The following is a 26,220-nucleotide window of genomic DNA, read 5'->3' on the forward strand; positions in this document are numbered from 1 at the left end:
CGACGGGAAGACCACCTCCTCTTCGAGCGGCTGCTGAGGGAGAGCCCGCCCTTCGGAGCACCGGTCCCGGCGCGGAGGAGGTTGGAGAGAGCTCGGCATGGCCATACCCCGCTACCTGCGGCGGTCGTACCATCCCTCGCAGGAGGGCTCGCTGCGCAGGGCGGTCGAGTACCTTGCGGCTTCGCCTGCCGCCCGCTCCGCGGCGGGCGCGGTCGGCCGAGCCGCCATGTCGTAGGGAGCCGGGATTGTCCGAGCAGGCAGTAGCCGAGTACCGGATCGAGGATCTGGCGCACCACAGCGGTGCGACCGTCCGCACGATCCGGGCGTACCAGGACCGCGGTCTGCTGCCGAAGCCGGAGCGCCGAGGCCGCTCCAACGTCTACCGGGACACGCATCTGGCGCGGCTGCGCCAGATCGCCGACCTGCTGGACCGCGGCTACACCCTGGCCTCCATCAAGGAACTGCTGGAGGCCTGGGACGCGGGCCGCGGGCTCGGCGGCGTCCTCGGGCTGGTCGCCGAGGTGCACGGACCGTGGACGGACGAGGAGGCGGCCCGGATCACCCGGGACGAGCTGAACGACCGGTTCGGCGGCAAGCCCGACGACGACGCGGTCGGCGAGGCCTGCGAACTGGGAGTGCTGGAGCGGATCCCGGGGCGCCCTGACCAGTACCTGGTGCCCTCCCCGCAGGAGCTGGCGGTGGCCGCCGAGCTGTATGCCGCCGGGGTCCCGCTGCCCGCGATCACCGGTCACCTGCGGGAGCTGCGCGGCCAGGTGGAGCACATCGCCTCGCGCTTCCTGGAGTTCACCACGGAGCACGTCTTCGCCCGCTACCTGGGCGCCGTCCCGCCCACGGACTCGGACGCGGCCGAGGCGGCGACGATGGTGCGCAGACTGCGGCCGCTGGCGCAGCAGTCGGTGGACGCGGAACTGGCCCGGGCGATGCGGCTCTTCGCGACCCGGCACCTGCAGCGGCACCTCGGAGCCGTCGGGACCCCGCAGCCTTCGGGGCCGGCTCCGGTGGCGCTGCCCGCCGAGACCGTGCGGGCGGTGCAGGAGCTGGTGGGCGCCGACCACGTGGCGGAGTTCGTCCGGGCCGCCACGGAGCGGGAGCTGCAGGCCCGGACGATGAACGATCTGGCGAGCCGGGGCGGCCGGTAGTGCTCGATCAGTAGTCCACAGGGCGGATCGCTCTTTTGCCGCCGAAACCGGCCCAAAGGGCTGTGGACAACTCCCCCCACCCTGTGGGGAACCATGCCCCGGAGGTCATCCGACGGTCTGGTACGCCGAACCGGAGGGGCCTGTTTCGGCCACCGGACGGCTGATCCCGGACGATCCGGACGGTCCGGACGGCCCGGCCACGTCAGCCACATCCGTCACTTCGGTCGCGTCGGTCGCGTGGGCCACGTCCGTCGTGTCGATCGTGTCGGCCACGTCCGCCACCCCGGTCTTCGCCGCCGGGCTCCCGGCCGCGGCCCGGCGGGTGGTCCCGTAGAGCAGGGCCGCGAGCGCCAGGCCGAGGATCCCGCCGAGCAGTTGCGCGGCGACGAACCCCGGCAGCGACTGCGGGGCGATGCCGGTGAAGGAGTCGCTGAAGCTGCGCCCGATGGTGCCGGCCGGGTTGGCGAAGGAGCCCGAGGAGGTGAACCAGATCGCGGCGGCGATGTACGCGGCGACGGCGGCCGGGATGAGCTTCGGGCGGCCGATGCGCCCGAGGCCCTGGATCACCAGGACCAGTCCGGCCGTGGCCACGACCTCGCCGACGAGCAGATGGCCGCCGTCGCGGACCTGGGTGGAGAAGGTGCCCGGCACCCGGCCGAACATCGCCTCCGCGAGGACCGCGCCGCCGATGGCCCCGGCGGTCTGGGCCGCCACGTAGACCAGGGCCTCCCGGCCGTCGAGCCCTTCGCCGCCGGTACGCCGCCCCCACCAGGCGGTGAGGGTGACCACCGGGTTGAGGTGGGCGCCGGAGAGCGGCCCGAAGAGCGTGATGATCAGCCCGAGCCCGATGGCCGAGGCGAGCGAGTTGGCGACGAGGGCGACGCCGATGTCGGCGGTGAGGGCGGCGGCCTGGATCCCGGACCCGATCACCACCACGAGCAGCGCGGCGGTGCCGATGAACTCGGCGGCCGCTCGACGCGACAGAGACGCACTATTTATCATATTTTCTTCCCCTTAGGCGGCAGTCCAGCGGAAAATGTATTCCGTATCTTGGAACTGCGATAGAGGGAGTCCACCTCCGGAGGACCGCGGAAATTCGCTGCGCCGACCGCCGCCGACCCGGCACCCTGGGCGGATGGACGACAGACGCACCGTGAAGGTGTCCAAATACGTCTCGAAACACCTGCGGCACCAGCCGGAACGCATCGGACTGGTGCTCGATCCACAGGGCTGGGTGGAGATCGACGACCTGCTGAACGCGGCGGCCGCCCACAACTTCCCGATCGGCCGCGCCGAACTCGACCACGTCGTCGCCGCCAACGACAAACAGCGCTTCGCCGTCGACGGCACCCGCATCCGGGCCAGCCAGGGCCACACCGTCCCCGTGGACCTGGGCCTGCCGGAGGCCGAACCGCCCGCGTACCTCTACCACGGGACGGTCGCCGCGGCCCTGGACGCCATCCGCGCCGAGGGCCTGCGCCCGATGGCCCGCCACCACGTCCACCTGTCCCCCGACCGGGAGACCGCGACGCGCGTGGGCGCGCGGCGCGGGCGGCCGGTCGTCCTCAGCGTGGACGCGGGGGCGATGCGCGCCGCCGAACACGTCTTCCGGATCAGCGCCAACGGGGTGTGGCTGGTCGATTCGGTGCCGCCGCAATTCCTGCGCTTCCAGTAGCGGGAAAAGCACGGGAATTCACCGAGGGATTGTCAGATCATCCCCCTACTCTGTTCCTCACTCCGGGATCTGTGAGGGGGGGTACCTCGCGGTCGCCGAACACGAAACGCCAGCACGCGAGGTGACGCACCATGACGTCCGAACAGCCCCATCCGAACACCTTCCAGGTCGATCTGCGCGGCCTGGTCGACCTGCTCTCCCACCACCTCTACTCCAGCCCGCGCGTCTACGTCCGCGAGCTGCTGCAGAACGCCGTCGACGCGGTCACCGCCCGCCACGCCCTGGAACCCGGGGCCGAGATCCGCATCCGCCTGTCGGCCGCCGGAAACCGGGTGACCATCGAGGACAGCGGCATCGGCCTGACCGCCGCCGAGGCCCACTCCCTCCTCGCCACCATCGGCCGCAGCTCCAAGCGCGGGGACGACGGTGCCGGCCTCAACGGGCACGGCCTGGAGACCACCCGCCAGGAGTTCCTCGGCCAGTTCGGCATCGGCCTGCTCGCCTGCTTCGTCGTCGCCCGCCGCATCCGCGTCATCACCCGCTCCGCCCGCGACCCCCGGGCCGCGCCCGTCGAATGGCTGGCCACGGACGACGGCTCGTACACCGTCCGCGAACTGCCCGCCGACGCCCGCCCGGAGCCCGGTACGACCGTCATCCTGGAGGCCCGCCCGGGCGCCGAGGAATGGATGGCCCCGGCCAAGGTCGAGCAGCTGGCCCGCGACTACGGCTCGCTCCTGCCCTACGACATCACCTTCGACGACGGCTCCGGTGACCGGCCGCGCCAGGTCACCGACCGCCCCGCCGTATGGGACGTGCGCGCCGCCCTGTCGCGACGGCGGGGGTGCGTCGGAACGCGACAGGGCGACGGCACGGCTGGACACGGTGGGCACGTGTGGAGACACCTCCGGTGAAGCCGGTGTGACGCCTGGTTACACGTGTCACTTAAACGTGTAACCACTGTGTAGCATTCGTTTCCGGCCATCCGCTAGCCCCTGGGCCCAACCGGTCTGGAAAGATGCCACGGCAATGTCTCAGTCATCGAAGCCGCCCAAGTCGCCGTCACCCGCCGTGCCGCCGGCCGCGCCGGGCACCGCCGCGCCCTCCGCCGCCGCGCCGCCCCCGCCCGTGCCGACCAGCGCGGATGTCGCCCGTCTCGCCGGGGTCTCGCGCGCGACGGTCTCGTACGTCCTGAACAACGCGGAAGCGGTACGCATCAGCGAGCCGACCCGCCGCAAGGTCCGGGAGGCCGCCGAGGAGCTCGGCTACGTCCCGCACGCGGCCGCCCGCAGCCTGCGCGCCGGGCACACGCGGATCGTGCTGCTGCCGACCTCGCACGTGCCGATCGGCCCGCTCTACAGCAACTTCCTCAACGAGCTCCAGTGGGCGCTGCGCGCCCTCGACTACACGGTCGTCCAGTACGGCAGCCTCGGCCTGACCGGGGACGAGGCCGCGCGCGCCTGGGCGGAGCTGCGGCCGGTCGCGGTGATCTCCCTGGGCGAGATCACCCTGTCCGCGCACAACGTCGCCACGCTCAAGCGGGCCGGGGCGCGCGCGGTGATAACGATGGGGCCGGCCGGTGTCCCCGGGGCGCACGCTCTGGTCATGGACCAGGCGGAGGTGGGCGCACGGGCGGCCGCGCACCTGGTGGAGCGGGGCCGGCGCCGGATCGGCGTGGTCGTCCCGGAGGAGGAGGGGCTGGAGCTGTTCTCCACACCCCGGCTGGAAGGCGCGCGGTCGGTGGCGGGGGCCGAGGTCGTGGCCCTGCCGATGGCGTACTCGGAGGAGTCGGCGGCGGCGCTGGCGGGGCGGTGGGGGTCGCTCGGGCTGGACGCGGCGTTCGCGTACAACGACGAGTACGCGATGCTGCTGATGCGGGCGTTCCAGGACGAGGGGCTGCGCGTGCCGGACGACGTCGCCGTCATCGGCGCGGACGATCTGCTGATCGGACGGCTGCTGCGGCCGCGGCTGAGCACGGTGCAGATCGAGATGCCCACGGGGGAGCGGCTGGCGGGCCTGGTGGACCGCGCGGTACGGGAGCCCGCGGCCGTCGTCCGGCGGTACGACCTGATGGCGGCGGTGGCGCTGCCGCGCGAGTCGACCTGAGCGGTACCGGACGGCCTGAGCGGGTCCGCCGCGACCTGAGCGGTCCCGGACGGCCTGAACGGCTCGGGACGACCTGAGCGGATCCCGGATGACCTGAGCGGTCCCCGGACGACTTGAGCGGTCCCGCGCGACCTGAGCGGCCCCGGGTACCCCGGGCGCCCCGGGTACCCCGGGTGCCCCAGGTGTCCCGGGCGTTCCGCCCGCCCGGCCCCGGCGGCGGCGCGCCGACGGGGCCCGGCGGGCGTTGACAGGCGGGGAGGGCCGGACGGAAACTGCGGGCGTGCCCCACCGGGCGCGGGCGGAGCGTGCGCCGTGCCGGACAGCGGCTTCGGCGTGCCGCGCCGCCACCCGCCCGTCCAGGAGGGACCCCATGAGCATCCGTACCGTCCGCGACGTCTACGTCGTCGACGCCGTCCGCACCCCGATCGGGAAGTTCGGCGGCGCCCTCGCCGGGATCCGCCCCGACGACCTGGCCGCCCACGTGGTGCGCGCGCTCGTGGACCGTACGCCCGGTCTCGATCCGGCCCGCATCGACGACGTGGTCTTCGGCGACGCCAACGGCGCGGGCGAGGACAACCGCGATGTGGCCCGCATGGCGGTGCTGCTCGCCGGCCTGCCCGTGACCGTGCCGGGGGTCACCGTCAACCGCCTGTGCGGATCCGGACTCGAGGCCGTGATCCAGGCGGCCCGCGCGATCGCCCTCGGCGACGCCTCCGTCGCCATCGCGGGCGGGGTCGAGTCGATGTCCCGCGCCCCCTGGGTGGTCCAGAAGCCGGAGCGCGCCTTCCCGGCGGGCCACCAGCAGATGTGGTCCACCACCCTCGGCTGGCGGATGACCAACCCCCGGATGCCCGCCGAGTGGACCGGTTCCCTCGGTGAAGGCGCCGAGCTCGTCGCCGACAAGCACGCCATCACGCGCGAGGCGCAGGACGCCTTCGCGCTGGAGAGCCACCACAAGGCGGCGGCCGCCTGGGCCGCCGGGCACTACGACTCCGAGGTCGTCCCGTTCGAAGGCGTCGCCCTCCTGCGGGACGAGTGCATCAGGGAAGGTTCCACCCCCGAGGCGCTGGCGCGGCTGAAGCCCGCCTTCCGCACCGACGGCACGGGCACGGTGACCGCCGGGAACGCCTCGCCGCTCAACGACGGTGCCGCGGCGCTGCTGTTGACGGACGAGGAGGGGCTCGCCGCCACCGGCCGGGAGCCGCTGGCCCGGATCAGCGCGTCCGCCGTCACCGGGATCGAGCCCCAGCTCTTCGGCCTGGGTCCGGTGGAGGCCGTCGAACGCGCCCTCGCCAAGGCGGGCCGCTCCCTCGCGGATCTGGCCGCCTTCGAACTCAACGAGGCTTTCGCCGCACAGGCGTTGGGCTGTCTGGCCGCCTGGCCGGAGCTGGACCCGGCGGTGGTCAACCCGCGCGGCGGGGCGATCGCCATCGGCCATCCCCTCGGCGCCTCGGGAGCCCGGCTCGCGGGTTCGGTGGCGCACCAGCTGGCGGCAGCCGGGTCCGGTACCGGTGTCGCGGCGCTCTGCATCGGTGTGGGTCAGGGCATCGCCCTCGTCCTGGAACGCTGAGCCGGGGCGCCGCGACCCCGCCGCGACCCGGCATTTCCGCCGCAGTCCGTTGCCCGCCGCAGCCGATCGTTTCCGGTCAGAGTCGGCGGGCAACTGCTGTGCGGGCAAAGAAAGTTGATGCCTCCGATCCGGTGCGATGGAACGATGGCGGCGTGCTGCCACCCCCCGCCACGCCCACCCGCATCCGGAGGCCCCGCGCCATGCCGCTCCTCGACCCGACGCTCTGGCAGGACGGACCCACCCTCACCGGCGGCACCGCCCCGGTCACCGAACCCGCCACCGGTCAGATCCTCGCGACCCTGGACCTGGCGGCCCCCGCCGATGTCGCGGAAGCCGCCGTGCGGGCCCACGCGGCCCAGCGCGACTGGGCCGGGGCCACCCATCCGGAGCGGGCCGCCGTGCTGCGCCGCGCCGGGGACCTGTTCGCCACCCACCCCGCCGAGCTGCGGGACTGGCTGGTGCGGGAGTCCGGATCGATCCCCGGCAAGGCCGACTTCGAGCTGCACATCGCCGCGCAGGAGTGCTACGAGGCGGCCGCGCTGGCCTCGCGCCCGGCCGGCGAGGTGCTGCCCAGCGAGGCGCAGCGGCTGTCCTTCACCCGCCGTGAACCGGTCGGCGTGGTCGGGGTGGTGGCGCCCTTCAACGCCCCGCTGATCCTCGCGATCCGCTCGGTGGCACCGGCGCTCGCCCTCGGCAACGCGGTGCTCCTCAAGCCGGACCGGCGCACCGCGGTCTGCGGTGGCCTCGCGCTCGCCGCCGTCTTCGCGGCGGCCGGCCTGCCGGCCGGGCTCCTGCACGTCCTGCCCGGCGGCGCCGGGACGGGTGCGGCGGTGGTCGCCGACCCGCTGGTCAGGGTGGTGTCGTTCACCGGATCCACCGCGAGCGGCCGTCTCGTGGGCGAGCTGGCGGGGCGTCACCTCAAGCGCGCCCACCTGGAGTTGGGTGGGAACTCGGCGCTCGTCGTGCTCCGGGACGCCGATGTGGAAGCGGCCGTCGCCCAGGCCTCCTGGGGGTCCTTCTTCCACCAGGGCCAGATCTGCATGACGGCGGGCCGGCACCTGGTCCACGCCTCGCTCTACGACGAGTACGTGGAGCGGCTCGCCGCACGCGCGGACGAGCTCGCGGTCGGAGACCCGTACCGCGAGCAGGTGCACCTGGGCCCGCTGATCGACCGGGCCCAGCTGGAGCGGGTACGGGGCCTGGTGGAGGCCAGCACCGAGCAGGGCGCCAAGCTCGTCACGGGCGGGCCGGACCGGGAGCTCTTCTACCGGCCCACGGTGCTGGCGGGCGTCGGCGACGACACCCCCGCCTACACCGAGGAGGTCTTCGGCCCGGTGGCGCCCGTACGGTCTTTCGCGACGGAGGACGAGGCGGTGGAGCTGGCCTCGGCCGGCCCCTACGGGCTCGCCCTCGGCATCGTGACCCGCGACGCGGGGCGCGGGCTGGACCTGGCGGGGCGGATCCCGACCGGGATCGCGCACGTCAACGACCAGACGGTGAACGACGAGGCGGTGGCCCCCTTCGGCGGCGTCGGCGCGTCCGGCACCGGCGCCCGCTTCGGGGGCGAGGCCAACCTCGGCGCCTTCACGGAGCTGCGCTGGACCACGGTCCGCACCACCCCGGGCGGGCACCCCTTCTAGACCGGCTCCCGGGGGTGCGCAGATCCCCGGGAGCGCCCAGGAATGCTTCGGGGCGGCCGTTCGTTCACCGGACGGAAGCGATACACCACTCAGGAGGACTGGATAACCGTGGCTACTGTCGAACTGACCAAGGAGAACTTCGACCGGACGGTGAGCGAGAACCCCTTCGTCCTGATCGACTTCTGGGCGGGCTGGTGCCGCCCCTGCCTGCAGTTCGCCCCGGTCTACGAGAAGGCCGCCGAGGCCAACCCCGACCTGGTCTTCGCCAAGGTGGACACCGAGGCGCAGCAGGAGCTCGCCGGCGCCTTCCAGATCAGCTCGATCCCCACCCTGATGATCGTCCGGGACCAGGTGGCGATCTTCTCCCAGCCCGGCGCCCTGCCCGAGGCGGCCCTGACGGACCTCATCGCGCAGGCCCGCGCCCTGGACATGGAGGAGGTCCGCGCGAAGATCGCCGCGGAGAAGAACGGCGCGGCGGTCGACGGCTCCGAGGGCGCCGCCGACGCCGCGGACCGGGAGCCCGGCACGCCGGGAGCCTGAGTGCGTGACGGGCCCCCGCCCTGAGGTGAGACTGGCCCGTATGACTGATGCGGTGTTCTACCACGTCCGACTGCTTCGCAGATCAGGGGCTGTTTGTTGATCCGCTGGAGAGCGGAAATCTCACACTGGGGGTCGGAGGCGTTGCTTGCGACCCCCAGGAGTCCGTTCAGGTGGACGACCGCCGCGCGCATGTCGGTGGCTGTCGGATGTACGTAGGCACGCTTGGTGAAGTTCGCGTTCGTGTGGCCGGCCCATGCGGCAAGGATCGTGTCCGGGACCCCGTTCACCGCGAGGAACGTCAGGCACCAGCGCCGCGCGGCTTGCAGGCGGACCCGCCGGAGGCCTAGCACGGCCATGAGCTCGTACGCACGGCCCCACTGCGGGAGGGGCCGGGCGTTCTGCTGATCTCTAGCTCGTGGGCGGTTGCTGCCCTATTGTCACGCCATGAGCGGACCAGAGTGGGGAGACGCGGCCTCTTGGGCCGCGTTCGCGTTGGCAGGCGCTGCGGCATTCGTCAGCCTGAAGGCGCGCGGAGACAGCAAGAAGTCGGCGGAGGCGACAGTGCGAGCGGCCGACGCTGCGGAGGCCTCCCTGACCGAGGCTCGGAAGTCGGCGGATGGAGCTGTCCGCTCGGCCGCAGCGGCAGAGGAGGCCCTGACGCTGCAACACGAGGAAGCCTCAGCTCGGCGCACAGCTGAGGAGGAGGCTCGTCGGCCTCGCCCGCGGCTGGAGCTCCATCACCACCACCGGACCCTCTTTCACCTAGTCAATGCAGGTACTGGCGCGGCCGATGACTTGAGGCTTCTGACCTCGCTCTCCAACGCACCGCAAGAGCTGATTGATGGGATGCAGCTGGCAGCGGGGGCGGTATACGAGATTCGTCTGCACACCGCCTTCGGCACGTCCATGCCAGCGTTTCTCGAATTCGTGTGGCAAGGCCAGGACGAGCCGGTTCGCCTGCGCATCCCACCAGGCGCGTGAGAGGGCCGCGTGTGCCGATTGCCGGCAATCCGGCCCTGGGCCTGGCGGAGAAGCAATCTCCCGCAATCTGCCCCCGTTGCCCGGCACGGCCAGCATCCTGAAGCCCCGACCAGAACGGAGCGAGCCATGACCCTGCGGTTCATCGGCACCACGTCCGAGTACGGAAACTGCCCGACGCTGTACGAGGTCGTCGAGACCGGCGACATCGTCGTCCAGGGCGACAGCCTCACCGACCCCGAGCACCTCGCACAGCTGCGCGACGTCGGCGAGCACGAGACGTTCGTCGTCATCCCGCGCGACCTCCTGACCCGCTTCGCCCCGAAGGAGTGAAGGTGCCCGCCCTGGTTCCCTTCGAGTACATCACTCACCTGTTCGCCGAGTTCCAGCACACCGCGTTCCGGCTGGAGACCCGGAGGGGGTACGCCACCGACCGCGCCGGCGCCCGCTTCCAGGCGTTCATGCGCGGCATCGAACCCGAGCCGCAGCCCGAGCATCCTTGGAACGTGAACGTTCGGGAGAAGGCCGAGCAGGGAGCGCGATTCTCCCGCGTCCGGGTCATCGACGAGCCGCCCACCGACGGCCAGCGGTTCCTCATGGCCGCCGCTGCGAACGAGCCCGCAGGCGAGGACATCCGGGTACTGCCCCGGGCGGAGGCCGTCCGGCTCGAGCTGCCCGATTACGACCTGTGGCTGTTCGACTCCCGGACCCTGGTGCGCCTGCACATCGACGAGGACGACGTCACGACCGGCGTCGAGGTCATTGACGACCCCACCGAGGTGCTGGCCGCGTGCCGGGCCCGTGACCGTGCCTGGCCCGTCGCCGTCCCTACTGTCGAGGTGTGGGCGCAGGTACGTTCGTCGGTGTGAGTACGGACTTTCAGAGCGCCAGGGTGGCTCTCGGTGCGCGCCTTCGGGAGCTGCGCGCCGAGGCTGGCGCGAATGGCAAGGACTTCGCCAGCCTCCTCGGCTGGCAGCGCTCGAAGGTGTCCCGACTGGAGAACGGCAAGCAGACCGCCACCGCCGACGACCTCGCCGCATGGGCGGCCGCCGCCGGGGCGCCCGAGCAGGCTGGTGACCTGACGAGCCGCCTCCGGGGCCTGGAGTCCCAGCAGCGGTCATGGCGCCGCCAGCTCGCCGCGGGCAACAGGCCCGTGCAGGACCGGTACGTCGTCGAGTACCAGCAGACCGCGACGATGCGTGGCTACGAAGCCACTGTGATCCCGGGTCTGTTCCAGACCCCCGACTACGCGCGGCACCTGTTCGCGAAGAACGCCCTGCTGATGCAGTCCCCGCGCGACACTGAGGCCGCCGTTGCCGCTCGCATGCGCCGCCAGGAGGTGCTGTACGAGGCGGGGAAGCTGTTCCGGGTCCTGGTGTGGGAGGGAGCTCTCCACGCGCTGGTGTGCCCGCGTGAGACCATGGCGGGCCAACTCGACCGCCTCGTCGGGTTGATCGGCATGAGCACAGTGGAGCTCGGCATCGTCCCCCTCGGTGCTCCCCTGGAGCTGACCCCCAAGCACGGGTTCTGGATCTTCGACGAGGAACGCGTGATCGTCGAGACCATCAACACCGAGCTGTCCTTCGACTCTCCCGACGACCTCGCCCTGTATGGGCGGGTGTGGGACGGACTTAACGAGGCCGCCGCGTACGGGCCTCAGGCTCACCGGCTGATCGCCCGAGCGCGGCACCTACTCGCACCTGTGTGAGCAACCAGCGCCAACGCTCCTGGCGTCCGCGCAATCCGCCGCAATCGGCCAGACGGGCCCTCCTGTGGCTTCCTACGGTGCTGGTCATGGCGACACAAGGGGGCGCCACGGGCGCCGAGACCAGCCCCGTGAACTGGTGCCACTGGCACATCGGTTCCTCCCAGACCGCGCAGCCGATCAGCTTCGGCGCCCGCTCCTCCGGACCCCCGGTCCTGATGTATGCGTGTGCGCCCTGCCGTGAGCAGCGCGGGCTGACCGTACGCGCGGCCCAGCCGTGACCCCCACCGCAGTGGTCACCCGCTACCAAGACGTCCCGCTGACGACGGCAGGGAGCACCCCTATGGAATCCAGCGCGACCAGCCCGCCCACGTACCCCGCAGGCCGGTGGACCGCTCCAGCCCGGTGCCCTGAATGCGATGCGAAGCCCCTGCCGCTCGGCGGCCCTGAGGGTGGCGCCCTCGTCCACAACGAGGGCTGCACGAAAGCCCGCTGACCCTGCACTCCGACTCCTGGGAGACGCATGTCCAGTCCGACCCCGACACCCCCGCCGCCGTGCAGTGCTGGCAAGGGAACCACCCCGACGCCTGCGGTGGCCGGCAACGTCCTCACCGCCGCGCCCGGTGAACGCGACGCCCGCAGCCTCCTCGACGCCGACGAGCTCATGACCGTCACCGCGACGCTCACGCGAAGTCAGCCGGACATCCGCTGGGTGAACGCCGAGCAGGTCATCGTGGAAACCCTCAAGTTCGTGGCCGCGGCCGCCCAGAGCGACGAGCGCCTCGTGCCGTCCCCGATCGTCGACGAGGGCTTCCACGCGCTCCTCGTGAACACCGAGATCCACCACGCGCTCAGCGCGCGCCTCGGTGTCTTCGTGCACCACTACCCCGCCGTCGACGGCGTCGCGTCGATCGCGCCCGGCTGGCTGCAGCGGACCGTCGACGCGATCCGTCGGGCCGGCTTCACCGAGGACAAGGAGATGTGGACGTGATCACGACCGAGTTCCACACGTCCGCGACGGACGTCACCACCTGCGAGGCATGCTGGCGCGAGCCGGTCGAGACCGCCCGGGCCGCGAACCACACCCACGGCCGGGACCTACTGTGCATCCCCTGTGCGGAGGCCGGCTACGCGCCGCGCGTGGACATGTTCCCGCCGCTGGGCATCTACGGCCTGCCGACGCGGCGCCTGAAGATGGGCAAGCACGGCGCCCCCGGCGGCCCGCAGCTCCCGCCGGATCCCGGTCCGCCGCTGCCGTCGCCCACCCCGACCCCCGGCCGCCCGCCGGTGTAGAACCGCCCCATGAGCGGACCCCCGATGCGATCCGCACGCATCGGGGGCCCTTGTGCGCCTTGTTGCAGAACCAGATCACGGCCCTCGGGTGACAAGGAGCACGGTTACGGCCAGCACCAACAGGCCGAGCACTGCCAAGGCGAAGCCGCCGCGCAGCCAAGTCCCCTTACGGCTGACCACCTTCTCGGTAGCGTCAGTCATCTCCAACTGAGCAACCGCAATGGCTCTCCGCGCGTTTTCTGGCGGCCTGTCCCAGAGATCAGCGGAAATCAGACGGCGAAGCACCGTGGTGTCAACGAGGTCTGAGGTCTTCCGGGGGGCCATCGCCTTCACACCGCATACCGCCGCCATCGCGAGGGCGGCTACTGCGACGACGGCGCCAGCGAGGGCAGGGCCCTTGATCGCCTTTCCTGGGGCGGTGAGGGTGACGAACGCCGCGGCAATGGGTGCGGGAAGCGCGGCAATCGTGATCAGCGAGATCGCGCGAGTCTCGATGCTCGCCCGGCGCTCTCGCAGGTAGGCCAGCTGATTGTCGATGAACTCGGCAGCCACATCACCCGCACTCACCGCCCGCTCTTCTTGCGCTTCGGGTCCTTGCCCGCGCCCGCAGTGATGCTCTTGAGGACGAGTACGGGGTAGTCGTCGGCGCCAGTCGAAGTGGTCGCGGGGGTCGCTGGTGTCGGCTCCTGGCTGGCCCCCTGGCCGTTGCTGCTGCCGGACGTTTGCTCGGCCATCGCTCTCTCATCTCTCGGGTAGGGAGGTGGCCCCAGTTTGGCAGTGCGGCGCCCGTAATGGAGCGGATCACTCATCCCCGTTGCCGCAGCGGAGAACACGGCTACGCCGCGCCCGGGCTGTCCGTCACACGCGGGGTCAGGGCTGGCGGATCGCCGTCATACGAGGGCACTCGCACCGCCATACGCCGAGGTGGGACGCCGTCCGGGTAGAGCCCGGACTCCCACACCCATGCGTAGCCGTGAGCGAGGAACGCCACCGCGTACCGGATCGCGTCGGACGCCGTCGTACCGGTCCCCATGACGATGGCGAGGTCGTCGGACAGGATGTCGTCGACACGGACGAGAGGCTCTTGCCGGGCTGCGGCACCTTCGGCGGAGCACTCACCAATCACCCCCGGCGCGGAGTGTGGCCAGCCGGTCGGCGAACTCGACGAGCAGCGCTGCCCGCGCGGTCAGGTCCGCGGCGAACTCCCGCAGGCCGTCCGGGTCCAGCGTCGCTCCGGGCGCGACGATCTCGACATATACGCTGAGCGCTACGGGGCGCCGGCCGAACGGGAACTCGACGAGCTCGGCGTCCAGGTCCACCAGGCCCTGGGGGACGTCCAAGGGCCGCGAGTGGTGGAAGTCGACCTGGTGCCCGGGCACCTCGTCGGTGTGGCCGGCGCACCAGGAGGGCTCGGGAAGGGCGACCGGACCGCGGTCCAGCGTGAGCACCTCGACGGTGCGGGCCCCGCTCATCGGCCGGCCGCCTTGTCGAGGGCGGCCAGCAGATCCCGCGGGGCGGTCTCCAGGTGCACGGCGGCACAGAGCCTCGCCCGGGTGTCTGCGTCAGGCTCGGGTGGAGCGTCGCGCATCGTTTCTGGACTCCTTGATCAGAAGGCTTGTGGATTACTGCCCTGGCTGGGTGTTACTGCACCACGCCGGGCCCGCCCGCATCTCACGCATGTCTCACAGACCACACGTATGGTGACGGGATATGAGCCCCTGACCGGGATTCCTGCGGGTCCTGGTGGACCTCTTGGAACCCTTGGAAGGTGTCTATGTCGGATGCGGTGGAGTACGACGTAGTGGTGCTCGGCGGGGGACCGGCCGGCGAGAACATCGTGGACCGGACCCGCGCCGCCGGGCTCAGCACGGCCCTGGTCGAGAGCGAGCTGGTGGGCGGCGAGTGCTCGTACTGGGCCTGCGTGCCCAGCAAGGCGCTGCTGCGCCCGGCGCTGGCGCGGGCCGACGCGCGGCGCGTGCCCGGGCTCGCGGCGGCCGTGGCCGGCCCGCTGGACGCGCAGGCGGTGTTCGCGCACCGCGACTACTGGACCGGCAGCTGGAAGGACGACGGCCAGATCGACTGGCTGGAGTCGGTCGGCGCCCACGTGTACCGGGGCCACGGGCGGCTCTACGGGGTCCGCAAGGTCGCCGTCACCAGCCCCGAGGGGGAGCACCACGTGCTCTCCGCCCGGCACGCCGTGGTCGTCGCCACCGGCACGCGGGCCGTGGTCCCGGATGTGCCGGGCCTCGCCGAGGCCCGCCCGTGGACCAGCCGCGAGGCCACGTCCGCGCAGGCGGCGCCCGGGCGGCTGCTGATCATCGGGGGCTCGGTGGTGGCGGCCGAGATGGCCACCGCCTGGCAGGCGCTCGGCTCGCAGGTCACCGTGCTCGTACGGGGCTCGGGGCTGCTGCCGCGCATGGAGCCGTTCGCCGGGGAGCTGGTCGCGGAGGCGCTGCGCGAGGCCGGCGCGGTGGTCCGTACCGGGGTGGCCGTCGAGTCCGTCGTACGGGACGGCTCGACCGGGCCCGTGCGCGTGGTGCTCGAAGGCGGCGAGACGCTGGAGGGCGACGAACTGCTGGTGGCGACGGGCCGTGCGCCGCGCACCGAGGACATCGGGCTGGACACCGTCGGCCTCGCGCCGGGCGGCTGGATCGCGGTGGACGACGGCTGCCGGGTCCCGGGGATCGACTGGCTGTACGCCGTCGGCGACGTCAACCACCGGGCGCTCCTGACCCACCAGGGCAAGTACCAGGCCCGGATCGCGGGCGCCGCCATCGCCGCCCGCGCGGCGGGCGGCACGCGGCTCGACACCGCCCCTTGGGGCGCGTACGCGGCCACCGCCGATACGCAGGCCCTCCCGCAGGCGGTCTTCACCGACCCGGAGGCGGCGTCGGTGGGCCTGACCCTGGCGGAGGCCGAGCGGGCGGGCCACCGGGTCCGCGCCGTCGACCACGACCTCGGCAAGGTCTCCGGCGCGGGCCTGTACGCCGACGGCTACCGGGGCCGGGCCCGCATGGTGGTGGACCTGGACCGCGAGATCCTGCTCGGCGTCACCTTCGTCGGGCCGGGTGCGGCCGAGCTGTTGCACGCCGCGACCATCGCGGTCGCGGCGCAGGTGCCGATCGACCGCCTGTGGCACGCGGTTCCGGCGTTCCCGACGATCAGCGAGATCTGGCTCAGGCTGCTGGAGACGTATCGCGGTTAAGGACAAACGGCGGAGGTCTGCGTGCATGGCATGTCGGAACATGTGACCGAACGTGCTGACGGCGGATGTGGGCGATGCTTCGTCGGCGTCCGCCGCCTCTCGCAGATGTCCGCCACCACCAGCTCCCCGGAGCGTCAACGCGCCAACGTCCTCGCGGCCGTGTCGTCAGTGGGTGGGCACGAGATCGCCTGGGCCGACGACTGGGAGGTGTCCGGGGCCACCGACCCCATGACGCGCCCGAAGCTCGGGCCTTGGCTACGAGGCGAGCGAGGTCCGTACAGCAGCATCGCCGGCGCCGCGGTGGACCGCCTCGGCCGCAACCTCGTCGACTGCCTGAACACCGGCTACATGATGCGGGACACGGGCAAGCGACTGGTCACCTACGGGCACGACGGGCCCTGGGACCTCTCGGACACGAACGATGAGAGTCGCCTCACCATGTCTACGGATACGAGTTCGTACGCGTGGACAACGTCACGGCATCGTCCGAGGCGGCGAGGCTGTCGCGAAGGGGCGTGAGGAGTCCTGCTGGATGGCGGGGTGCTCGCAGTGCCGTGGGCGGGCGCTCAGCCGTGCTCGAACAGCTTGCGCCAGAAATTGTCGCGCACGTCGTTCAGCCAGTGGTTCCTGTTGCAGTGGAGCTTGGGCATCAGCAGGAAGCGCTGCGGTACGGGGCGCCCGCACCACTGGCACGGCCTCGTGCGCCGTGCCGACGAAGCCTGCGTCTGCGCGCTGTTCGTATCGACCATGGATCCATTGAACCGCTCCGGGTGCCGTAAGTGCCCGGGGTCTCGTACTCAGTTGCCCGATCGTTCGTACTCAGGCCGGGAGGCCGGGAGGCCGGGAGGCCGGCTCAGCCGACGAACTGATCCGGTCGGGGCGGACCGGCCCGCGGGGACGTGTGCCGCCGGGGAAGGGCCGAGGTCGAGAGCCGGCACGAAGGCACCTCCCGTACGAGCTCAGGACGTTGCTCCTCCCGGTGCCCGCAGCGCGAGCGCCCAGTCCAGCCGGGCCTCGCCGGATTCCGCCGACCAGCCGGTCAGTTCGGCGATGCGTCCGATGCGGCCTCGCACCGTATTGCGGTGGCAGTAGAGCCGCTCGGCGGTGCGGGAGGCCGAGCAGCCCTCGTCGAGCCAGACGCGCAGCGTCTCCAGCAGCACCGCCCGCTCGGAACCGCTGCGCAGCACACCCCCGAGATAGCGCCCCACCGTTCGTTGAGCGATCTCCGGGTCGGCGCAGAGCACGGCGTGCACCAGCCGGTCGTCGAGCGCCGCGACCTGTCCGGTGCCCGGCGGGAGGGTCGCGAGCGCACGCCCCGCCAGCCGCAGCCCCCGGTCGGCCGCGGTCAGCTGATCGAACGGCGGCGAAATCCCCACGGCACAGCGCACCGCCCCCCGAAGGATCCGCGCCGGGAGTCCTTCCGGTGCTGCAGCTCCACGGTGGTGAGCCCGTACGCGTCGGCCATGGCGGACGAGAACCGGTCGATGGTCTCCCACAGGGCGCCGGCGATGTCGCCGAGCATCTGCTGCTGTGCCGGTGGCCGGTCGCCCATCCGGTCCGCCAGCGCCTGCCAGATGACCCGGCCGCCGCGTCGGAACGCCTGGAGCACGGTGGCCAGCGGGACGCCCTGCTCGGCGCGCAGCCGTCCGGTCTCGGTGGCAGCGGCCTCGATGTGGCGGCCGCTGGACGGCAACTCGCCGAAATCGTTGAGCGCCAGTTCCACGTTGCGGCGGCAGGTCACCCGCAGATCCGCATGGGAGACGGTCCGGCCGGACGCGTAGAAGGGGCTGTGCGCGCGGATGTCGGCGGTCAGGGCATCGGTGAGGGGGCCGATGTCCGCGAGCAGAGCTGTCGCAAGCTGCCGACGCAGCGCCCGCTCCTCGTCGTTCATGGCAGCAGGTTAGGCATATGCACCGTCGGCGCGGCGCTCCCGGTCGCCCTGCTGGAGCGCTTCGAGGCGGCCTTCGGCACCGAGATCCTGGAGGGCTACGGGCTGACCGAGACCTCCCCGGCCGCCACCTTCAACCAGCACGCCACCGGCCGCCGTCCCGGGACCGTCGGCCACCCCGTGTGGGGCGCCGAGGCCGCGATCACCGACCCCGAGCGGGAGCAGCAGATAGCGCTCCTGCCGGACGGTGAGGTCGGCGAGGTGGTCATCCGCGGGCACAACGTCTTCGCCGGCTACCTCGACGACCCCGAGGCGAGCGCCGCGGTCCTGATCGACGGCTGGTTCCGCACCGGCGACCTGGGCGTGCGCGACGAGGACGGCTTCCTCACCATCGTCGACCGCAAGAAGGACCTCATCATCCGGGGCGGCTACAACGTCTACCCCCGCGAGGTCGAGGAGGTGCTCGCCCGCCACCCCGCCACCCCGCCGTCGCCGAGGTCGCCGTCATAGGTCTGCCCGATCCGGCCCGGGGCGAGGAGGTCTGCGCCGTGGTGGTGCTGCGCCACGAAGTCACCGAGGGCGAGCTCGTGGCCTGGAGCCGGGAGCGCCTGGGCCGGCACAAGTACCCGCGGATCGTACGCTTCCTCCCCGAGCTGCCCCTGGGCCCCAGCGGCAAGGTGCTCAAGCGCGAGCTGCGAGAAGCCCGCGCATGAGTGCGGGCGCCACCGCGTGGGCAAGGCCCGGGCATGAGGGAGCAGCGGGCCGCGGCCGTGCGCGGGCAAGGCCCGGCAGACGCCGTCCGGGAGCGGTTCGGGGACACGCCGCGCGCACGGCCCCCGTCGCCGGACCGGGAGCCGCGATTGACGGCACGGCCGGGGCGGTGTGACGATGCGCCGATGTCGGACCTGCACGCCCGGATGGCCGCACGCGTCGGTGACCTCACCGCCGTCGTGGTCGCGCGCTGCGCGGCCGAGGCGCCGTTCTACGGGGCGCTGCCCCGCGCCACCCTCCAGGGCGAGGTCGCGCGGTCCATCGCGGCGGTGCACGCGCTGCTGCTCAGGGCCCTGCGTGACGGGGGCGGGGGTCCGATGGGTCCGGGCGACCTGACCCGGCTCATCGAGTGGTCGGCGCGCCGGGCCGAGGAGCGCGTCCCCCTCGAAGCGGTGATCACCGCGTACCTGATCGGCGCCGAGGTGTGGTGGCAGACGCTGACCGAGATCGCGGAGCCCGGAGAGCTGGCCGGAGCGGGCGGCAGGCTCCTCGCCTGCCTGCACGCCGCGCTGCCCGCGGTCGTCCTCGCCCACCAGAACGCCCAGGAGGACCTCCACAGCGAGGACAAGCGGGTACGCCGGGCCCTGCTCGGCGCCCTGCTGGCGGGACGTCCGTACGAGGAGCTGGCCGACGTGGCACGGGTGTCCGTGGTGGGCGAGCACGAGGTGGTCGCCTTCGCGTTCGAGTCCGACCCGCCGACGCGACTGGTGCAGTCCTCGCTCGACGCCTTCACCGGGATCCCCGTGCTGATGGACCACGTCTCCTGGATCGCCCTGCTGCCGGGCAGCCCCGACGTGCCCGGCCTGGTGGCCCGGCTGGAGAAGGACGTGGGGCAGAGCGTGCGCGCCGCCGCCGCCCGCTCCTCCGTCCCGGCCGCCGTCTCGGCGGCGGCGCAGGAGGCCGGCCGCGTACTGGATCTCGTACAGCGCCTGGGACGCCCGCCCGGGTGCTACCGCCTCGACGACGTGCTGCTGGAGCACCAGATCGCGCGCCCCGGGGACGGCCTCGTACGGCTGGCGGCCAAGCTCGACCCCTTGGCGGAGCATCCCTTCCTGCTCGAGACGCTGCGCGTGTTCGTGGAGCACGGGCTCAACCGCCGCCGGACGGCGTCGGATCTGTGCGTGCACCGCAACACCCTGGACTACCGGTTGCAGCGAGTGAGCACGCTGACCGGCCTCGACCTCGCGGTTCCCGCACAGGCCCGGCTGATCCAGGCAGCGCTCGTCGCCAGGGACCTGGCCGGGCCCGCGGATCACCGTGGCATCGCAGGATGACACCCGTCAGCGGTCACAGCCAGGCGCGGAGTTCCTCGTGCCGGGGCGCGAGGACCGGGCCGGAGCCGGGGTGGCCGAAGACCATGACGGGCCGGTCCGCGTTCCAGCCCGGCCAGCCCGGGTGCCCCGTGGCGGCGAAGGCGACCCAGGCGCGGTGCATGGCGTCCGCCAGTGGCTGGGGGGCGTCCGGCCCGGTCAGGTCCTCGGCGGCGCGCAGGTTGTCGAAGACGAAGCCGAGTTCCAGCGCGTGGCACGCGCCGAGCCCCATCACGGGCGAGCGCCAGGCGAATTCGTAGAGGAAGGTGCGGTCGGGCCGGGAGTCGGCCAGGCGGTTCAGGGGCCCCCGCAGCAGCAGGTCGGTGGCCATCTCCCCGAGGAGCTCACCGGGTTTGGCGTGCGGGCGGGTGGCTTTGTACAGCCGAGCCACCCGCTGCGGGACACGGAACTTGAGCAGGGCGAGCCGCAGGGTGAGCCGGCTGACGCGGTCCACCGTGCCGCCGGGTACGAACCACAGCCGGTACTCCTCCCGGTTGCAGCCCAGCAGAAGGTCGGCCTGGGGAAGGGGCGGGTCGGCGGGTACGAGGTCGCCGTCGGCCACGATGTGGAACCCGGGACCGCCGCCGATGGGGTCGGACCGGTCGACCACGGCGGCCTGCGTGTCCAGCAGCAGGTCCCGGTCCACGCCCGCGAACGCCTCGGCGGTGGCCGGGATCCGCAGTCTTCTCGCCATCGCCCGCACGGCCTTCGCGCCCTCGCGGCGCGACACCGTGTGCGGGGGGCCGCTCTGCAGGATCGCCCGGCGGAACAGCCCGGCCGCGGCGGGGCTGGTCATGAGGGCCGCGACGCTGATCGCCCCGGCGGACTCCCCGCACACGGTGACGTTCGCCGGATCCCCACCGAAGGAGGCGATGTTGTCGCGGACCCAGAGCAGGGCCGCGACCTGGTCGAGGAGGCCCCGGTTGGCGGGGGCGTCGGGGAAGACCCCGAACCCCTCGACGCCGAGCCGGTAGTTGACGGAGACGAGGACCACCCCGTCGCGCGCGAAGGCGCGCCCGTCGTAGAGCGGCAGGCTCGCCGAGCCGTTGCGCAGGGAACCACCGTGGATCCAGACCATGACCGGCAGCCGGCCCTCGCCGACGAACGGCGTCCAGACGTTGAGGTTGAGACAGTCGTCCCCGGCGATGCAGGGGTCGGGTATCAGCCGGTCGAGGGGCGGACGGTAGGGGCGCTTGGGGGCGGTGGGCCCGTACTCCAGCGCGTCTCGCACCCCTTCCCAGGGCTCGACCGGGGCGGGAGCGCGGAAGCGGTGGGGGCCGAAGGGCGGAGCGGCGTACGGGATGCCGAGGAAGGCGGCGATCCCGTTGTGGAAACGGCCCCGGACCTTGCCCTGCCCGGTGGTCGCGATGAGGTCCATCGCAGTCCTTTCGTGTGAGGAGGGCCGCCCGCCCCCGGCCGAGACGGCGTCGGGGACGGGCGGCGACGTGTGGATCGGGTCGGCTACCGGTCAGGGCGGAAGAAGTCTTCGGGGGCGGGTCACCGGGCGACGAGGCCGTTGCGACGGACGTCGGACCAGGTGCTGCTGTCGGTGCAGATCCCGCAGCCGGTCCCGAAGAACTGGGCACGCGCGGCCTGGTCTCCCATCAGGTGGGCCCTGAACCAGGCGGTGGTGGGCGCGGCGAACGGGCCCGGGTCGCCCACGATCGTGAAGTGGTCGGCGCCGCGGAGTTCCCCGTAGACGGCCGGGATGTGGTCGGCGGCCTCGTAGAAGGCCTGGACCAGGAAGGGGAAGACGATGCTGTCCTTCTGTCCGGCCAGGAGGAGTGCGGGTACGCGCACGTCGTTGATGTTGGCGAGCGGTCCGGGCTGGATGGGCAGGATGGTGTCGATGCGCGGGTCCGCGCCGACGACGATGGCGGCGGCTCCGCCCTGCGAGTGGCCGGACGCGCCGATGTGCTCCAGATCGACGTGGTCGTGGAAGGCGCTGCCGGGGTCGGCGTTCCGACGGGTGAGCAGGTCGATGCCGGCGCGCATGGAGACGCCGAGGTTTGACTGGGGGGTGTTGGCGGCCGCGACGATGAAGCCCTGACTGGCCCAGTGCAGCAACAGGTCGCGGTAGACGACCGGGAAGGCGAAGGTGCCGTTTCCCCACACGATCACGGGGTGGCGGCGGCCGCTGGTCGAGATGTCGCGCGGGTAGTAGAGGGTGGTCACGACCCCGACTTCCACCGCGGTGGCGTAGGGGCCGGGAGCGCCGTAGTCGGCCGCGACCGCTTCGGAAGCGGAACCGGTGGGCGCCGCTGCCGCACCCGCGCCGGCGGAGGCCGTCAGCACGAGCACGAGCGAGGTCAGAGGTACGAGCAGTCTTCTCCAGAGCACGGTCGACTCCCCATGTCGTCACGGTGAACCGGCCGTCACATCCGGCTCACACCTTGTTTGATCGCACATCCTGAAGCACGGTTCGAAGCCCGTCTCTGCGCAATCGCGGCAAGCAGCGGGGCCGGAGTTCGTGCAACCTGCCGAGAGGCGACGGTGTGCAGGGGGTGCCATGCTCGGTTCTGCCGCTGCGGCGGGGCGCCTGCCGCGGGGCCGGCCGGCACGTGGAGACGCCCATCTCGCCCGGGGAGAAGCTCTCGTGGTGGATCTTGCGCTCCGCGGCGAACAGGGGGCCCGGGAGGCGATTCGCTGCGGTTCGAGGTCGGCTACACGCTCGAGGACGGCCTGAGCGGTCGGGGCCGGCCGAACTTCGCGGTCTTACTGCTGTACGCCGGGCTGGTCACCGACACGGCGATTCGGTACGGCTACCCGTGGGCACTGCTCGGCGTCGGCGGGCCGCTGACCGTCGCCATGCTGTTCGTCCTGAGCCACGGCCTCCGGCTGACCCGCGAGTCCGCCTGGCCGGCCGCCGCCGTCCGCGGTCCGGGCCGTGTCATAGCCGTCACGAAGTCCGTCCGTGACGACGCCGAGGGTGCCTGGACCAGCTACACCGAGGTCATCGCCTTCACCGCCCGCGAGGGAACGACCGTCACCGCACGCCTCCCCACCCCGCCGCGGGACCCGGAGGGCGCGCACGGCCGGGACGTGACCGTCCACTACGCGCCCGACGGCCCGAAGTCGTTCGCCCTGGAACCCGCCGCCTCCCGCCGCTCCTCCGTTCGGGACCTCGTCTTCGTCGTTCAGATCCTGTTCCTCGGTGCGGCGGCGCCCGTCGCGGGCGCCGTCCTCGTGCTGGTTCGAGGCTGGGCCCGCTACCTGAGCAGCTCCCACAGTTGCTGGACGCACAGCACCACGAACAACAGGCCGGCGGCCCCCAGCATCGCGTTGCTCAGCAGGCCGTTGCGCCACTGGGCCGGTGTGCGCGAGGAGTTGAGCAGCCACAGCAGCGTCAAGGCGAGGAAGGGCATGAAGAGTGCGCCGATCATTCCGTACACGACGATGAGACCGAAGGGCTGGTCCAGGAAGAGCAGGCTGATGGGCGGGAAGGTGAGCCAGAGCAGATACACCCGGAAGGGCAGGGACCTCGCCGGGTTCGTCCCGGCCGGGACGAGCGACGGCCGGAACTTCGCGGCGAAGTCGGCGAACATCAGGCTCACTCCGTGCCACACGCCGATCAGGGAGGTGAAGGACGTGGCGAAGAACCCGACCAGGAAGAGCTTGGCGGTCACCCTTCCGTAGTGCTCCTCCAGGACGGCACTCAGATCGAGCAGCCCCTTGTCACCCTTGGCCAGGGCCACGCCGGACGAGTGCAGCAGCTCGGCCCCGACGATGAGCATGGCCACCACGAAGATCCCGGTGGTGAGGTAGGCGACGCGGTTGTCGAGCCGCATCACCTTCATCCAACTCGTGTTCGTCCAGCCCTTCGCGTTCACCCAGTAGCCGTACGCGGCGAGGGTGATCGTGCCGCCCACGCCGCCGATCAGCCCGAGCGTGTAGACCAGCGAACCGTCCGGCAGTACGGGCGCGAGGCCGGCGAAGGCCGCGTCGAGGCGGGGCGTGACGCGGATCGCCAGATACACGGTGACCAGGAACATCACGCCGACCAGGATGGTCATGACCTTCTCGAAGACGGCGTACCGGTTGAACCAGACGAAGACCAGCCCGGCCAGACCGCACAGCACGGCCCAGAGCTTCAGGTCCATGGTGTCCGGGAAGAGCGCGGCCAGCGGGAGCGCACTGGAGGACATCGCGGCGGCGCCGTAGACGAAGCCCCAGACGACGACGTACCCCGCGAAGTAGACGGTGGTCCAGGAGCCGAGGCTGTGCCAGCCGTCGAAGAGGGTACGGCCGGTCGCGAGGTGCCAGCGGCCGGCCGCCTCGGCGAGCGAGATCTTGACGAGGCAGCCGATGACCGCGGCCCACAGCAGTGTGTAGCCGAACTTGCTGCCCGCGAGGAGCGTGGCAACGAGGTCGCCGGCCCCGACACCGGTCGCCGCTACGACGATTCCGGGGCCGATGGATCGCCAACTCGCTTTGCGCGGAGCGTGGTTCTCGCTCCCCACGGTGTCCGTCTGTGTGGTGTCCGCCATCTGTGGTTGCCTTCCCGTCGCCCCCTGAGTGACGGGAGCCACCAAAACGGTTCGGTGGCGGTTGCGCAAGAGGCCCTCCGCCCACGCCACCGACGAGGACGGCAACGGGAGCATCGACGCGGACGAGTACCGAACCCTCTTCCGTACCGCCTTCCACCGCGACCTCACCACCACCGACGGCGCCTACTGCACAAGCTCCTTCGTCGGCGACTTCCTCGCCTTCATGGCCGGCCGCCGCACGGGCACGCCGTACGACCCCCTCCTCGCCGACGCCTGACGAGCACGGTTGCACGCCGCCCATCAGCTACGTTTGTCCTTAACGGCGGCTCCTGGAGACGTACAGGGGTGAGCCACCGCCGCCGAGGACGTCAGATGCCGTGGGTGGCGGTGATGGAGCCGTCGGAGATGGCTGCGGTGAGCAGGGCGTGGTCCTGGACGGTCTGGTCCGCATAGTGGAGTGCGAAGTCGGCGATGGCGCGGTCGAAGGTGTCGGCGTTGCCGAGGTACCCGGCGATGGCGATGCGGTCGCCGGAGCGGGCGTGGGCTCGGGCCAATGCCGTGCCGCACAGTTCCGCGTACTGGCGGAGCATGACCGGGGTCATGGTCTCCACTTCGGCGGATCCCTTCATGTCGCGCAGTTGTCGGGCGTAGAAGTCGCGCCCGGCCGGTCCGGTCGTCCAGCCGAGGAAGACGTCTCCGGCCGCCTGGAGGAGCTTTTGACCTGCGACCACGCGGTGACCGTGGTGGCCGTGGCTGTCGGCGGGGAGGTGGTCTTCCAGTACCGAACGTCCGGCCTCCTTGATCTGGAGGAAGAGCGGGTCCTGCTCGTCGCGGCCCGTCAGCAGGACGATGAAGCAGCGGGTGCCGACGCTCCCGATGCCGACTGCCTTCCGTGCTGCTTCGACGAACCGGTAGCGGTCGAGCAGGAGGCGTCGCTCTTCGGGGAGCGTGTCCCTGTATTCGCTGAAGATTTCGCCGACGGCCCGGCTGTCGGGTGAGGTGAGGGGTTCGAGCAAGGGCGGGTCGTGAACGATGTGCCGGCGGCCTTCCCGGGTCTCGGTGAGTTTGGCGAGTGCGTGCAGGCTGGTACGCCGTCGGGCACGCGCCAGACTCACTTCGACCCGGCTTCGCAGCTTGGTCTCGCGGATCATCGGGAGGAGCTCGGCCGTGTCGAACCGCTGGTACCAGACGGCGAGTTCGCCCAGCTCGGCGAGCCGTCGCATGGACGACCGGTAGGCCCGAGCGGTGGCTTGGGCCGCTTGCCACGCTCGGTCGTCGCCGTGGCCGCCTTCCCGGGCGGCCACGGCCGCGCTGGCGGCGAGCCGTTTGACGTCCCATTCGAAGGGTCCGGGCAGGGTTTCGTCGAAGTCGTTGAGGTCGAACAGCAGCGCCCGGTCGGGTGAGGCGAAGAGGCCGAAGTTCAGCAGGTGGGCGTCGCCGCAGAGCTGGACGGTCAGGCCGGTGTCGGGCCGGGCCGCCAGGTCCGCGGCCATCACCGCGGCGGCGCCCCGCAGGAACGCGAACGGGGAGGCGGCCATCCGTCCGTAGCGGATCGGCAGCAGCTCGACGACTCGGTCGGCAGCCTGCCGCTCCAGCACGTCGAGCGGGTCGGGCCGGTCCGCCGCGGCGGTCCACCGCCCGTGCGCTGTCCGGGTCACCTGCTTGCGGGCGGCCCGGCCACGTCGGGCCTTCTCGGTCGGACTGGTCATACCCCATCTCCTTGTCCCCACCTAAGCCTGGGCGCGCCGGGCCCCCCGCGCACGTCCACAGGCTCGAACACGGACACCGCGTCCCGCACGGAACCCCGCTCGGCCTCGGACGAGACCGAGCGCCCCGCCCCGCCCGCCCCGCCCGGCCCGCGCGGGGCGCACGGTCTGTGCTCAGCTGCCGCCAAC

General features: G+C 72.0%; 27 protein-coding genes and 4 pseudogenes. 20 read left to right on the plus strand and 11 right to left on the minus strand.

Annotated features, from left to right (window positions below; all coding sequences use genetic code 11):
- Window positions 1–82 precede the first annotated feature (82 nt).
- Together DRB89_RS44485 and DRB89_RS14205 are read left to right on the plus strand one after the other, a co-directional pair.
- Window positions 83–235: pseudogene (locus DRB89_RS44485) on the plus strand (metal-dependent hydrolase); the annotation flags it as partial.
- 10 nt (window positions 236–245) lie between these two features.
- A complete protein-coding gene (locus DRB89_RS14205; RefSeq protein ID WP_112448076.1) occupies window positions 246–1,160 on the plus strand; it encodes a MerR family transcriptional regulator in 915 nt (304 codons plus the stop codon).
- A gap of 105 nt (window positions 1,161–1,265) precedes the next feature.
- Here DRB89_RS14205 and DRB89_RS14210 read toward each other — a convergent pair whose 3' ends face one another.
- Window positions 1,266–2,162, minus strand: a complete 897-nt coding sequence (locus DRB89_RS14210) for an aquaporin (RefSeq protein WP_112448077.1) — start codon at window positions 2,160–2,162, stop codon at window positions 1,266–1,268.
- Window positions 2,163–2,295: 133 nt separating this feature from the next.
- Between DRB89_RS14210 and DRB89_RS14215 the strand changes: the two genes are divergently transcribed.
- The 13 genes and pseudogenes from DRB89_RS14215 (at window position 2,296) to DRB89_RS14275 (ending at window position 12,664) form a co-directional block, all read left to right on the plus strand.
- Entirely contained in the window at window positions 2,296–2,835 is a 540-nt protein-coding gene (locus tag DRB89_RS14215) for an RNA 2'-phosphotransferase (protein ID WP_112448078.1), read from the plus strand.
- 131 nt (window positions 2,836–2,966) lie between these two features.
- A pseudogene (locus DRB89_RS14220) lies at window positions 2,967–3,584 on the plus strand (ATP-binding protein); the annotation flags it as partial.
- Window positions 3,585–3,861: 277 nt separating this feature from the next.
- The gene (locus DRB89_RS14225) at window positions 3,862–4,938 is read left to right on the plus strand and encodes a LacI family DNA-binding transcriptional regulator (protein ID WP_112448822.1); all 1,077 of its coding nucleotides are present in this window, start codon (window positions 3,862–3,864) and stop codon (window positions 4,936–4,938) included.
- A 370-nt stretch (window positions 4,939–5,308) separates the two neighbouring features.
- On the plus strand, window positions 5,309–6,508 hold the full coding sequence (locus DRB89_RS14230) for a thiolase family protein (RefSeq protein WP_112448823.1): 1,200 nt from the start codon (window positions 5,309–5,311) through the stop codon (window positions 6,506–6,508).
- Window positions 6,509–6,708: 200 nt separating this feature from the next.
- The gene (locus DRB89_RS14235; RefSeq protein ID WP_112448824.1) at window positions 6,709–8,148 is read left to right on the plus strand and encodes an aldehyde dehydrogenase family protein; all 1,440 of its coding nucleotides are present in this window, start codon (window positions 6,709–6,711) and stop codon (window positions 8,146–8,148) included.
- Window positions 8,149–8,256: 108 nt separating this feature from the next.
- Window positions 8,257–8,688 carry a thioredoxin family protein gene (locus DRB89_RS14240; protein ID WP_239516132.1) on the plus strand — a complete coding sequence of 144 codons (432 nt, stop codon included), beginning with the start codon at window positions 8,257–8,259 and terminating at the stop codon, window positions 8,686–8,688.
- A 444-nt stretch (window positions 8,689–9,132) separates the two neighbouring features.
- On the plus strand, window positions 9,133–9,669 hold the full coding sequence (locus DRB89_RS14250) for a hypothetical protein (RefSeq protein WP_162688572.1): 537 nt from the start codon (window positions 9,133–9,135) through the stop codon (window positions 9,667–9,669).
- 126 nt (window positions 9,670–9,795) lie between these two features.
- Window positions 9,796–9,999, plus strand: coding sequence for a hypothetical protein (locus DRB89_RS14255; protein WP_112448826.1), 204 nt, complete (start codon window positions 9,796–9,798; stop codon window positions 9,997–9,999).
- Window positions 10,000–10,001: 2 nt separating this feature from the next.
- Window positions 10,002–10,535: a DUF6879 family protein gene (locus DRB89_RS14260; RefSeq protein WP_204357721.1), complete on the plus strand. Its 534-nt coding sequence runs from the start codon at window positions 10,002–10,004 to the stop codon at window positions 10,533–10,535.
- Window positions 10,532–11,374, plus strand: coding sequence for a helix-turn-helix transcriptional regulator (locus DRB89_RS14265; RefSeq protein WP_112448827.1), 843 nt, complete (start codon window positions 10,532–10,534; stop codon window positions 11,372–11,374). The genes DRB89_RS14260 and DRB89_RS14265 overlap by 4 nt, the downstream gene beginning before the upstream one ends.
- Window positions 11,375–11,460: 86 nt before the next feature.
- The gene (locus DRB89_RS42880; protein ID WP_162688573.1) at window positions 11,461–11,652 is read left to right on the plus strand and encodes a hypothetical protein; all 192 of its coding nucleotides are present in this window, start codon (window positions 11,461–11,463) and stop codon (window positions 11,650–11,652) included.
- Window positions 11,653–11,894: 242 nt separating this feature from the next.
- Window positions 11,895–12,362, plus strand: a complete 468-nt coding sequence (locus DRB89_RS14270) for a hypothetical protein (RefSeq protein WP_162688574.1) — start codon at window positions 11,895–11,897, stop codon at window positions 12,360–12,362.
- Window positions 12,359–12,664: a hypothetical protein gene (locus DRB89_RS14275; protein WP_112453416.1), complete on the plus strand. Its 306-nt coding sequence runs from the start codon at window positions 12,359–12,361 to the stop codon at window positions 12,662–12,664. Before DRB89_RS14270 ends, DRB89_RS14275 begins: the two co-directional genes overlap by 4 nt.
- 75 nt (window positions 12,665–12,739) lie before the next feature.
- Here the strand turns inward: DRB89_RS14275 and DRB89_RS14280 are convergent, their stop codons facing one another.
- The 3 genes from DRB89_RS14280 to DRB89_RS14290 all read right to left on the minus strand — a co-directional run bounded on the left by DRB89_RS14280 (window position 12,740) and on the right by DRB89_RS14290 (window position 14,136).
- A complete protein-coding gene (locus DRB89_RS14280) occupies window positions 12,740–13,231 on the minus strand; it encodes a hypothetical protein (protein WP_112448829.1) in 492 nt (163 codons plus the stop codon).
- The gene (locus DRB89_RS42885) at window positions 13,228–13,398 is read right to left on the minus strand and encodes a hypothetical protein (protein ID WP_162688575.1); all 171 of its coding nucleotides are present in this window, start codon (window positions 13,396–13,398) and stop codon (window positions 13,228–13,230) included. Before DRB89_RS42885 ends, DRB89_RS14280 begins: the two co-directional genes overlap by 4 nt.
- Before the next feature lie 381 nt (window positions 13,399–13,779).
- On the minus strand, window positions 13,780–14,136 hold the full coding sequence (locus tag DRB89_RS14290) for a hypothetical protein (protein WP_112448831.1): 357 nt from the start codon (window positions 14,134–14,136) through the stop codon (window positions 13,780–13,782).
- A 302-nt stretch (window positions 14,137–14,438) separates the two neighbouring features.
- Between DRB89_RS14290 and DRB89_RS14295 the strand changes: the two genes are divergently transcribed.
- Window positions 14,439–15,869 (plus strand): NAD(P)/FAD-dependent oxidoreductase, encoded by a 1,431-nt coding sequence (locus DRB89_RS14295; protein WP_112448832.1) that lies wholly within the window; start codon window positions 14,439–14,441, stop codon window positions 15,867–15,869.
- 105 nt (window positions 15,870–15,974) lie between these two features.
- Entirely contained in the window at window positions 15,975–16,388 is a 414-nt protein-coding gene (locus tag DRB89_RS14300) for a recombinase family protein (protein ID WP_239516133.1), read from the plus strand.
- Between the two features lie 47 nt (window positions 16,389–16,435).
- Here the strand turns inward: DRB89_RS14300 and DRB89_RS43725 are convergent, their stop codons facing one another.
- The 3 genes from DRB89_RS43725 to DRB89_RS42895 all read right to left on the minus strand — a co-directional run bounded on the left by DRB89_RS43725 (window position 16,436) and on the right by DRB89_RS42895 (window position 17,610).
- The gene (locus DRB89_RS43725) at window positions 16,436–16,618 is read right to left on the minus strand and encodes a hypothetical protein (RefSeq protein ID WP_204357723.1); all 183 of its coding nucleotides are present in this window, start codon (window positions 16,616–16,618) and stop codon (window positions 16,436–16,438) included.
- A gap of 210 nt (window positions 16,619–16,828) precedes the next feature.
- Window positions 16,829–17,245 (minus strand): helix-turn-helix domain-containing protein, encoded by a 417-nt coding sequence (locus DRB89_RS42890; protein WP_162688576.1) that lies wholly within the window; start codon window positions 17,243–17,245, stop codon window positions 16,829–16,831.
- Window positions 17,215–17,610, minus strand: coding sequence for a hypothetical protein (locus DRB89_RS42895; RefSeq protein WP_162688577.1), 396 nt, complete (start codon window positions 17,608–17,610; stop codon window positions 17,215–17,217). Before DRB89_RS42895 ends, DRB89_RS42890 begins: the two co-directional genes overlap by 31 nt.
- A 177-nt stretch (window positions 17,611–17,787) precedes the next feature.
- Here DRB89_RS42895 and DRB89_RS14310 point away from each other — a divergent pair.
- Both DRB89_RS14310 and DRB89_RS14315 read left to right on the plus strand, forming a co-directional pair.
- Window positions 17,788–18,470, plus strand: a pseudogene (locus DRB89_RS14310) (AMP-binding protein); the annotation flags it as partial.
- Window positions 18,471–18,653: 183 nt separating this feature from the next.
- Window positions 18,654–19,802, plus strand: a complete 1,149-nt coding sequence (locus DRB89_RS14315) for a helix-turn-helix domain-containing protein (protein ID WP_112448834.1) — start codon at window positions 18,654–18,656, stop codon at window positions 19,800–19,802.
- A gap of 13 nt (window positions 19,803–19,815) precedes the next feature.
- Here the strand turns inward: DRB89_RS14315 and DRB89_RS14320 are convergent, their stop codons facing one another.
- From DRB89_RS14320 to DRB89_RS14335, 3 genes are all read right to left on the minus strand, one after another.
- Window positions 19,816–21,216 (minus strand): carboxylesterase family protein, encoded by a 1,401-nt coding sequence (locus DRB89_RS14320; protein ID WP_112448835.1) that lies wholly within the window; start codon window positions 21,214–21,216, stop codon window positions 19,816–19,818.
- Window positions 21,217–21,335: 119 nt separating this feature from the next.
- Window positions 21,336–22,178 (minus strand): acetylxylan esterase, encoded by an 843-nt coding sequence (locus DRB89_RS14325; RefSeq protein ID WP_239516134.1) that lies wholly within the window; start codon window positions 22,176–22,178, stop codon window positions 21,336–21,338.
- Between the two features lie 869 nt (window positions 22,179–23,047).
- Complete coding sequence (locus DRB89_RS14335; RefSeq protein WP_112448836.1) at window positions 23,048–24,325, minus strand: Nramp family divalent metal transporter; 1,278 nt, start codon at window positions 24,323–24,325, stop codon at window positions 23,048–23,050.
- Window positions 24,326–24,410: 85 nt separating this feature from the next.
- On the opposite strand from DRB89_RS14335, the pseudogene DRB89_RS14340 reads away from it, so the two are divergent.
- Window positions 24,411–24,602, plus strand: a pseudogene (locus DRB89_RS14340) (calcium-binding protein); the annotation flags it as partial.
- 91 nt (window positions 24,603–24,693) lie between these two features.
- Here DRB89_RS14340 and DRB89_RS14345 read toward each other — a convergent pair.
- Complete coding sequence (locus tag DRB89_RS14345) at window positions 24,694–26,034, minus strand: DUF2252 domain-containing protein (RefSeq protein WP_112448837.1); 1,341 nt, start codon at window positions 26,032–26,034, stop codon at window positions 24,694–24,696.
- Window positions 26,035–26,220 lie beyond the last annotated feature (186 nt).

Source organism: Streptomyces sp. ICC4 (assembly GCF_003287915.1).
Classification (GTDB): domain Bacteria; phylum Actinomycetota; class Actinomycetes; order Streptomycetales; family Streptomycetaceae; genus Streptomyces; species Streptomyces tritrimontium.

Bases quoted from the DNA above. Each gene is read 5' to 3' on its own strand.
- DRB89_RS14235 (WP_112448824.1), top strand. From the start codon at position 6,709: ATGCCGCTCCTCGACCCGACGCTCTGGCAGGACGGACCCACCCTCACC.
- DRB89_RS14300 (WP_239516133.1), top strand. From the start codon at position 15,975: ATGTCCGCCACCACCAGCTCCCCGGAGCGTCAACGCGCCAACGTCCTC.
- DRB89_RS42880 (WP_162688573.1), top strand. From the start codon at position 11,461: ATGGCGACACAAGGGGGCGCCACGGGCGCCGAGACCAGCCCCGTGAAC.
- DRB89_RS14210 (WP_112448077.1), bottom strand. From the start codon at position 2,162: ATGATAAATAGTGCGTCTCTGTCGCGTCGAGCGGCCGCCGAGTTCATC.
- DRB89_RS14225 (WP_112448822.1), top strand. From the start codon at position 3,862: ATGTCTCAGTCATCGAAGCCGCCCAAGTCGCCGTCACCCGCCGTGCCG.
- DRB89_RS42885 (WP_162688575.1), bottom strand. From the start codon at position 13,398: ATGGCCGAGCAAACGTCCGGCAGCAGCAACGGCCAGGGGGCCAGCCAG.
- DRB89_RS14270 (WP_162688574.1), top strand. From the start codon at position 11,895: ATGTCCAGTCCGACCCCGACACCCCCGCCGCCGTGCAGTGCTGGCAAG.
- DRB89_RS14215 (WP_112448078.1), top strand. From the start codon at position 2,296: ATGGACGACAGACGCACCGTGAAGGTGTCCAAATACGTCTCGAAACAC.
- DRB89_RS14255 (WP_112448826.1), top strand. From the start codon at position 9,796: ATGACCCTGCGGTTCATCGGCACCACGTCCGAGTACGGAAACTGCCCG.
- DRB89_RS14315 (WP_112448834.1), top strand. From the start codon at position 18,654: ATGTCGGACCTGCACGCCCGGATGGCCGCACGCGTCGGTGACCTCACC.
- DRB89_RS14230 (WP_112448823.1), top strand. From the start codon at position 5,309: ATGAGCATCCGTACCGTCCGCGACGTCTACGTCGTCGACGCCGTCCGC.
- DRB89_RS14335 (WP_112448836.1), bottom strand. From the start codon at position 24,325: ATGGCGGACACCACACAGACGGACACCGTGGGGAGCGAGAACCACGCT.
- DRB89_RS43725 (WP_204357723.1), bottom strand. From the start codon at position 16,618: ATGGTCGATACGAACAGCGCGCAGACGCAGGCTTCGTCGGCACGGCGC.
- DRB89_RS14295 (WP_112448832.1), top strand. From the start codon at position 14,439: ATGTCGGATGCGGTGGAGTACGACGTAGTGGTGCTCGGCGGGGGACCG.
- DRB89_RS14250 (WP_162688572.1), top strand. From the start codon at position 9,133: ATGAGCGGACCAGAGTGGGGAGACGCGGCCTCTTGGGCCGCGTTCGCG.
- DRB89_RS14345 (WP_112448837.1), bottom strand. From the start codon at position 26,034: ATGACCAGTCCGACCGAGAAGGCCCGACGTGGCCGGGCCGCCCGCAAG.
- DRB89_RS14320 (WP_112448835.1), bottom strand. From the start codon at position 21,216: ATGGACCTCATCGCGACCACCGGGCAGGGCAAGGTCCGGGGCCGTTTC.
- DRB89_RS14290 (WP_112448831.1), bottom strand. From the start codon at position 14,136: ATGAGCGGGGCCCGCACCGTCGAGGTGCTCACGCTGGACCGCGGTCCG.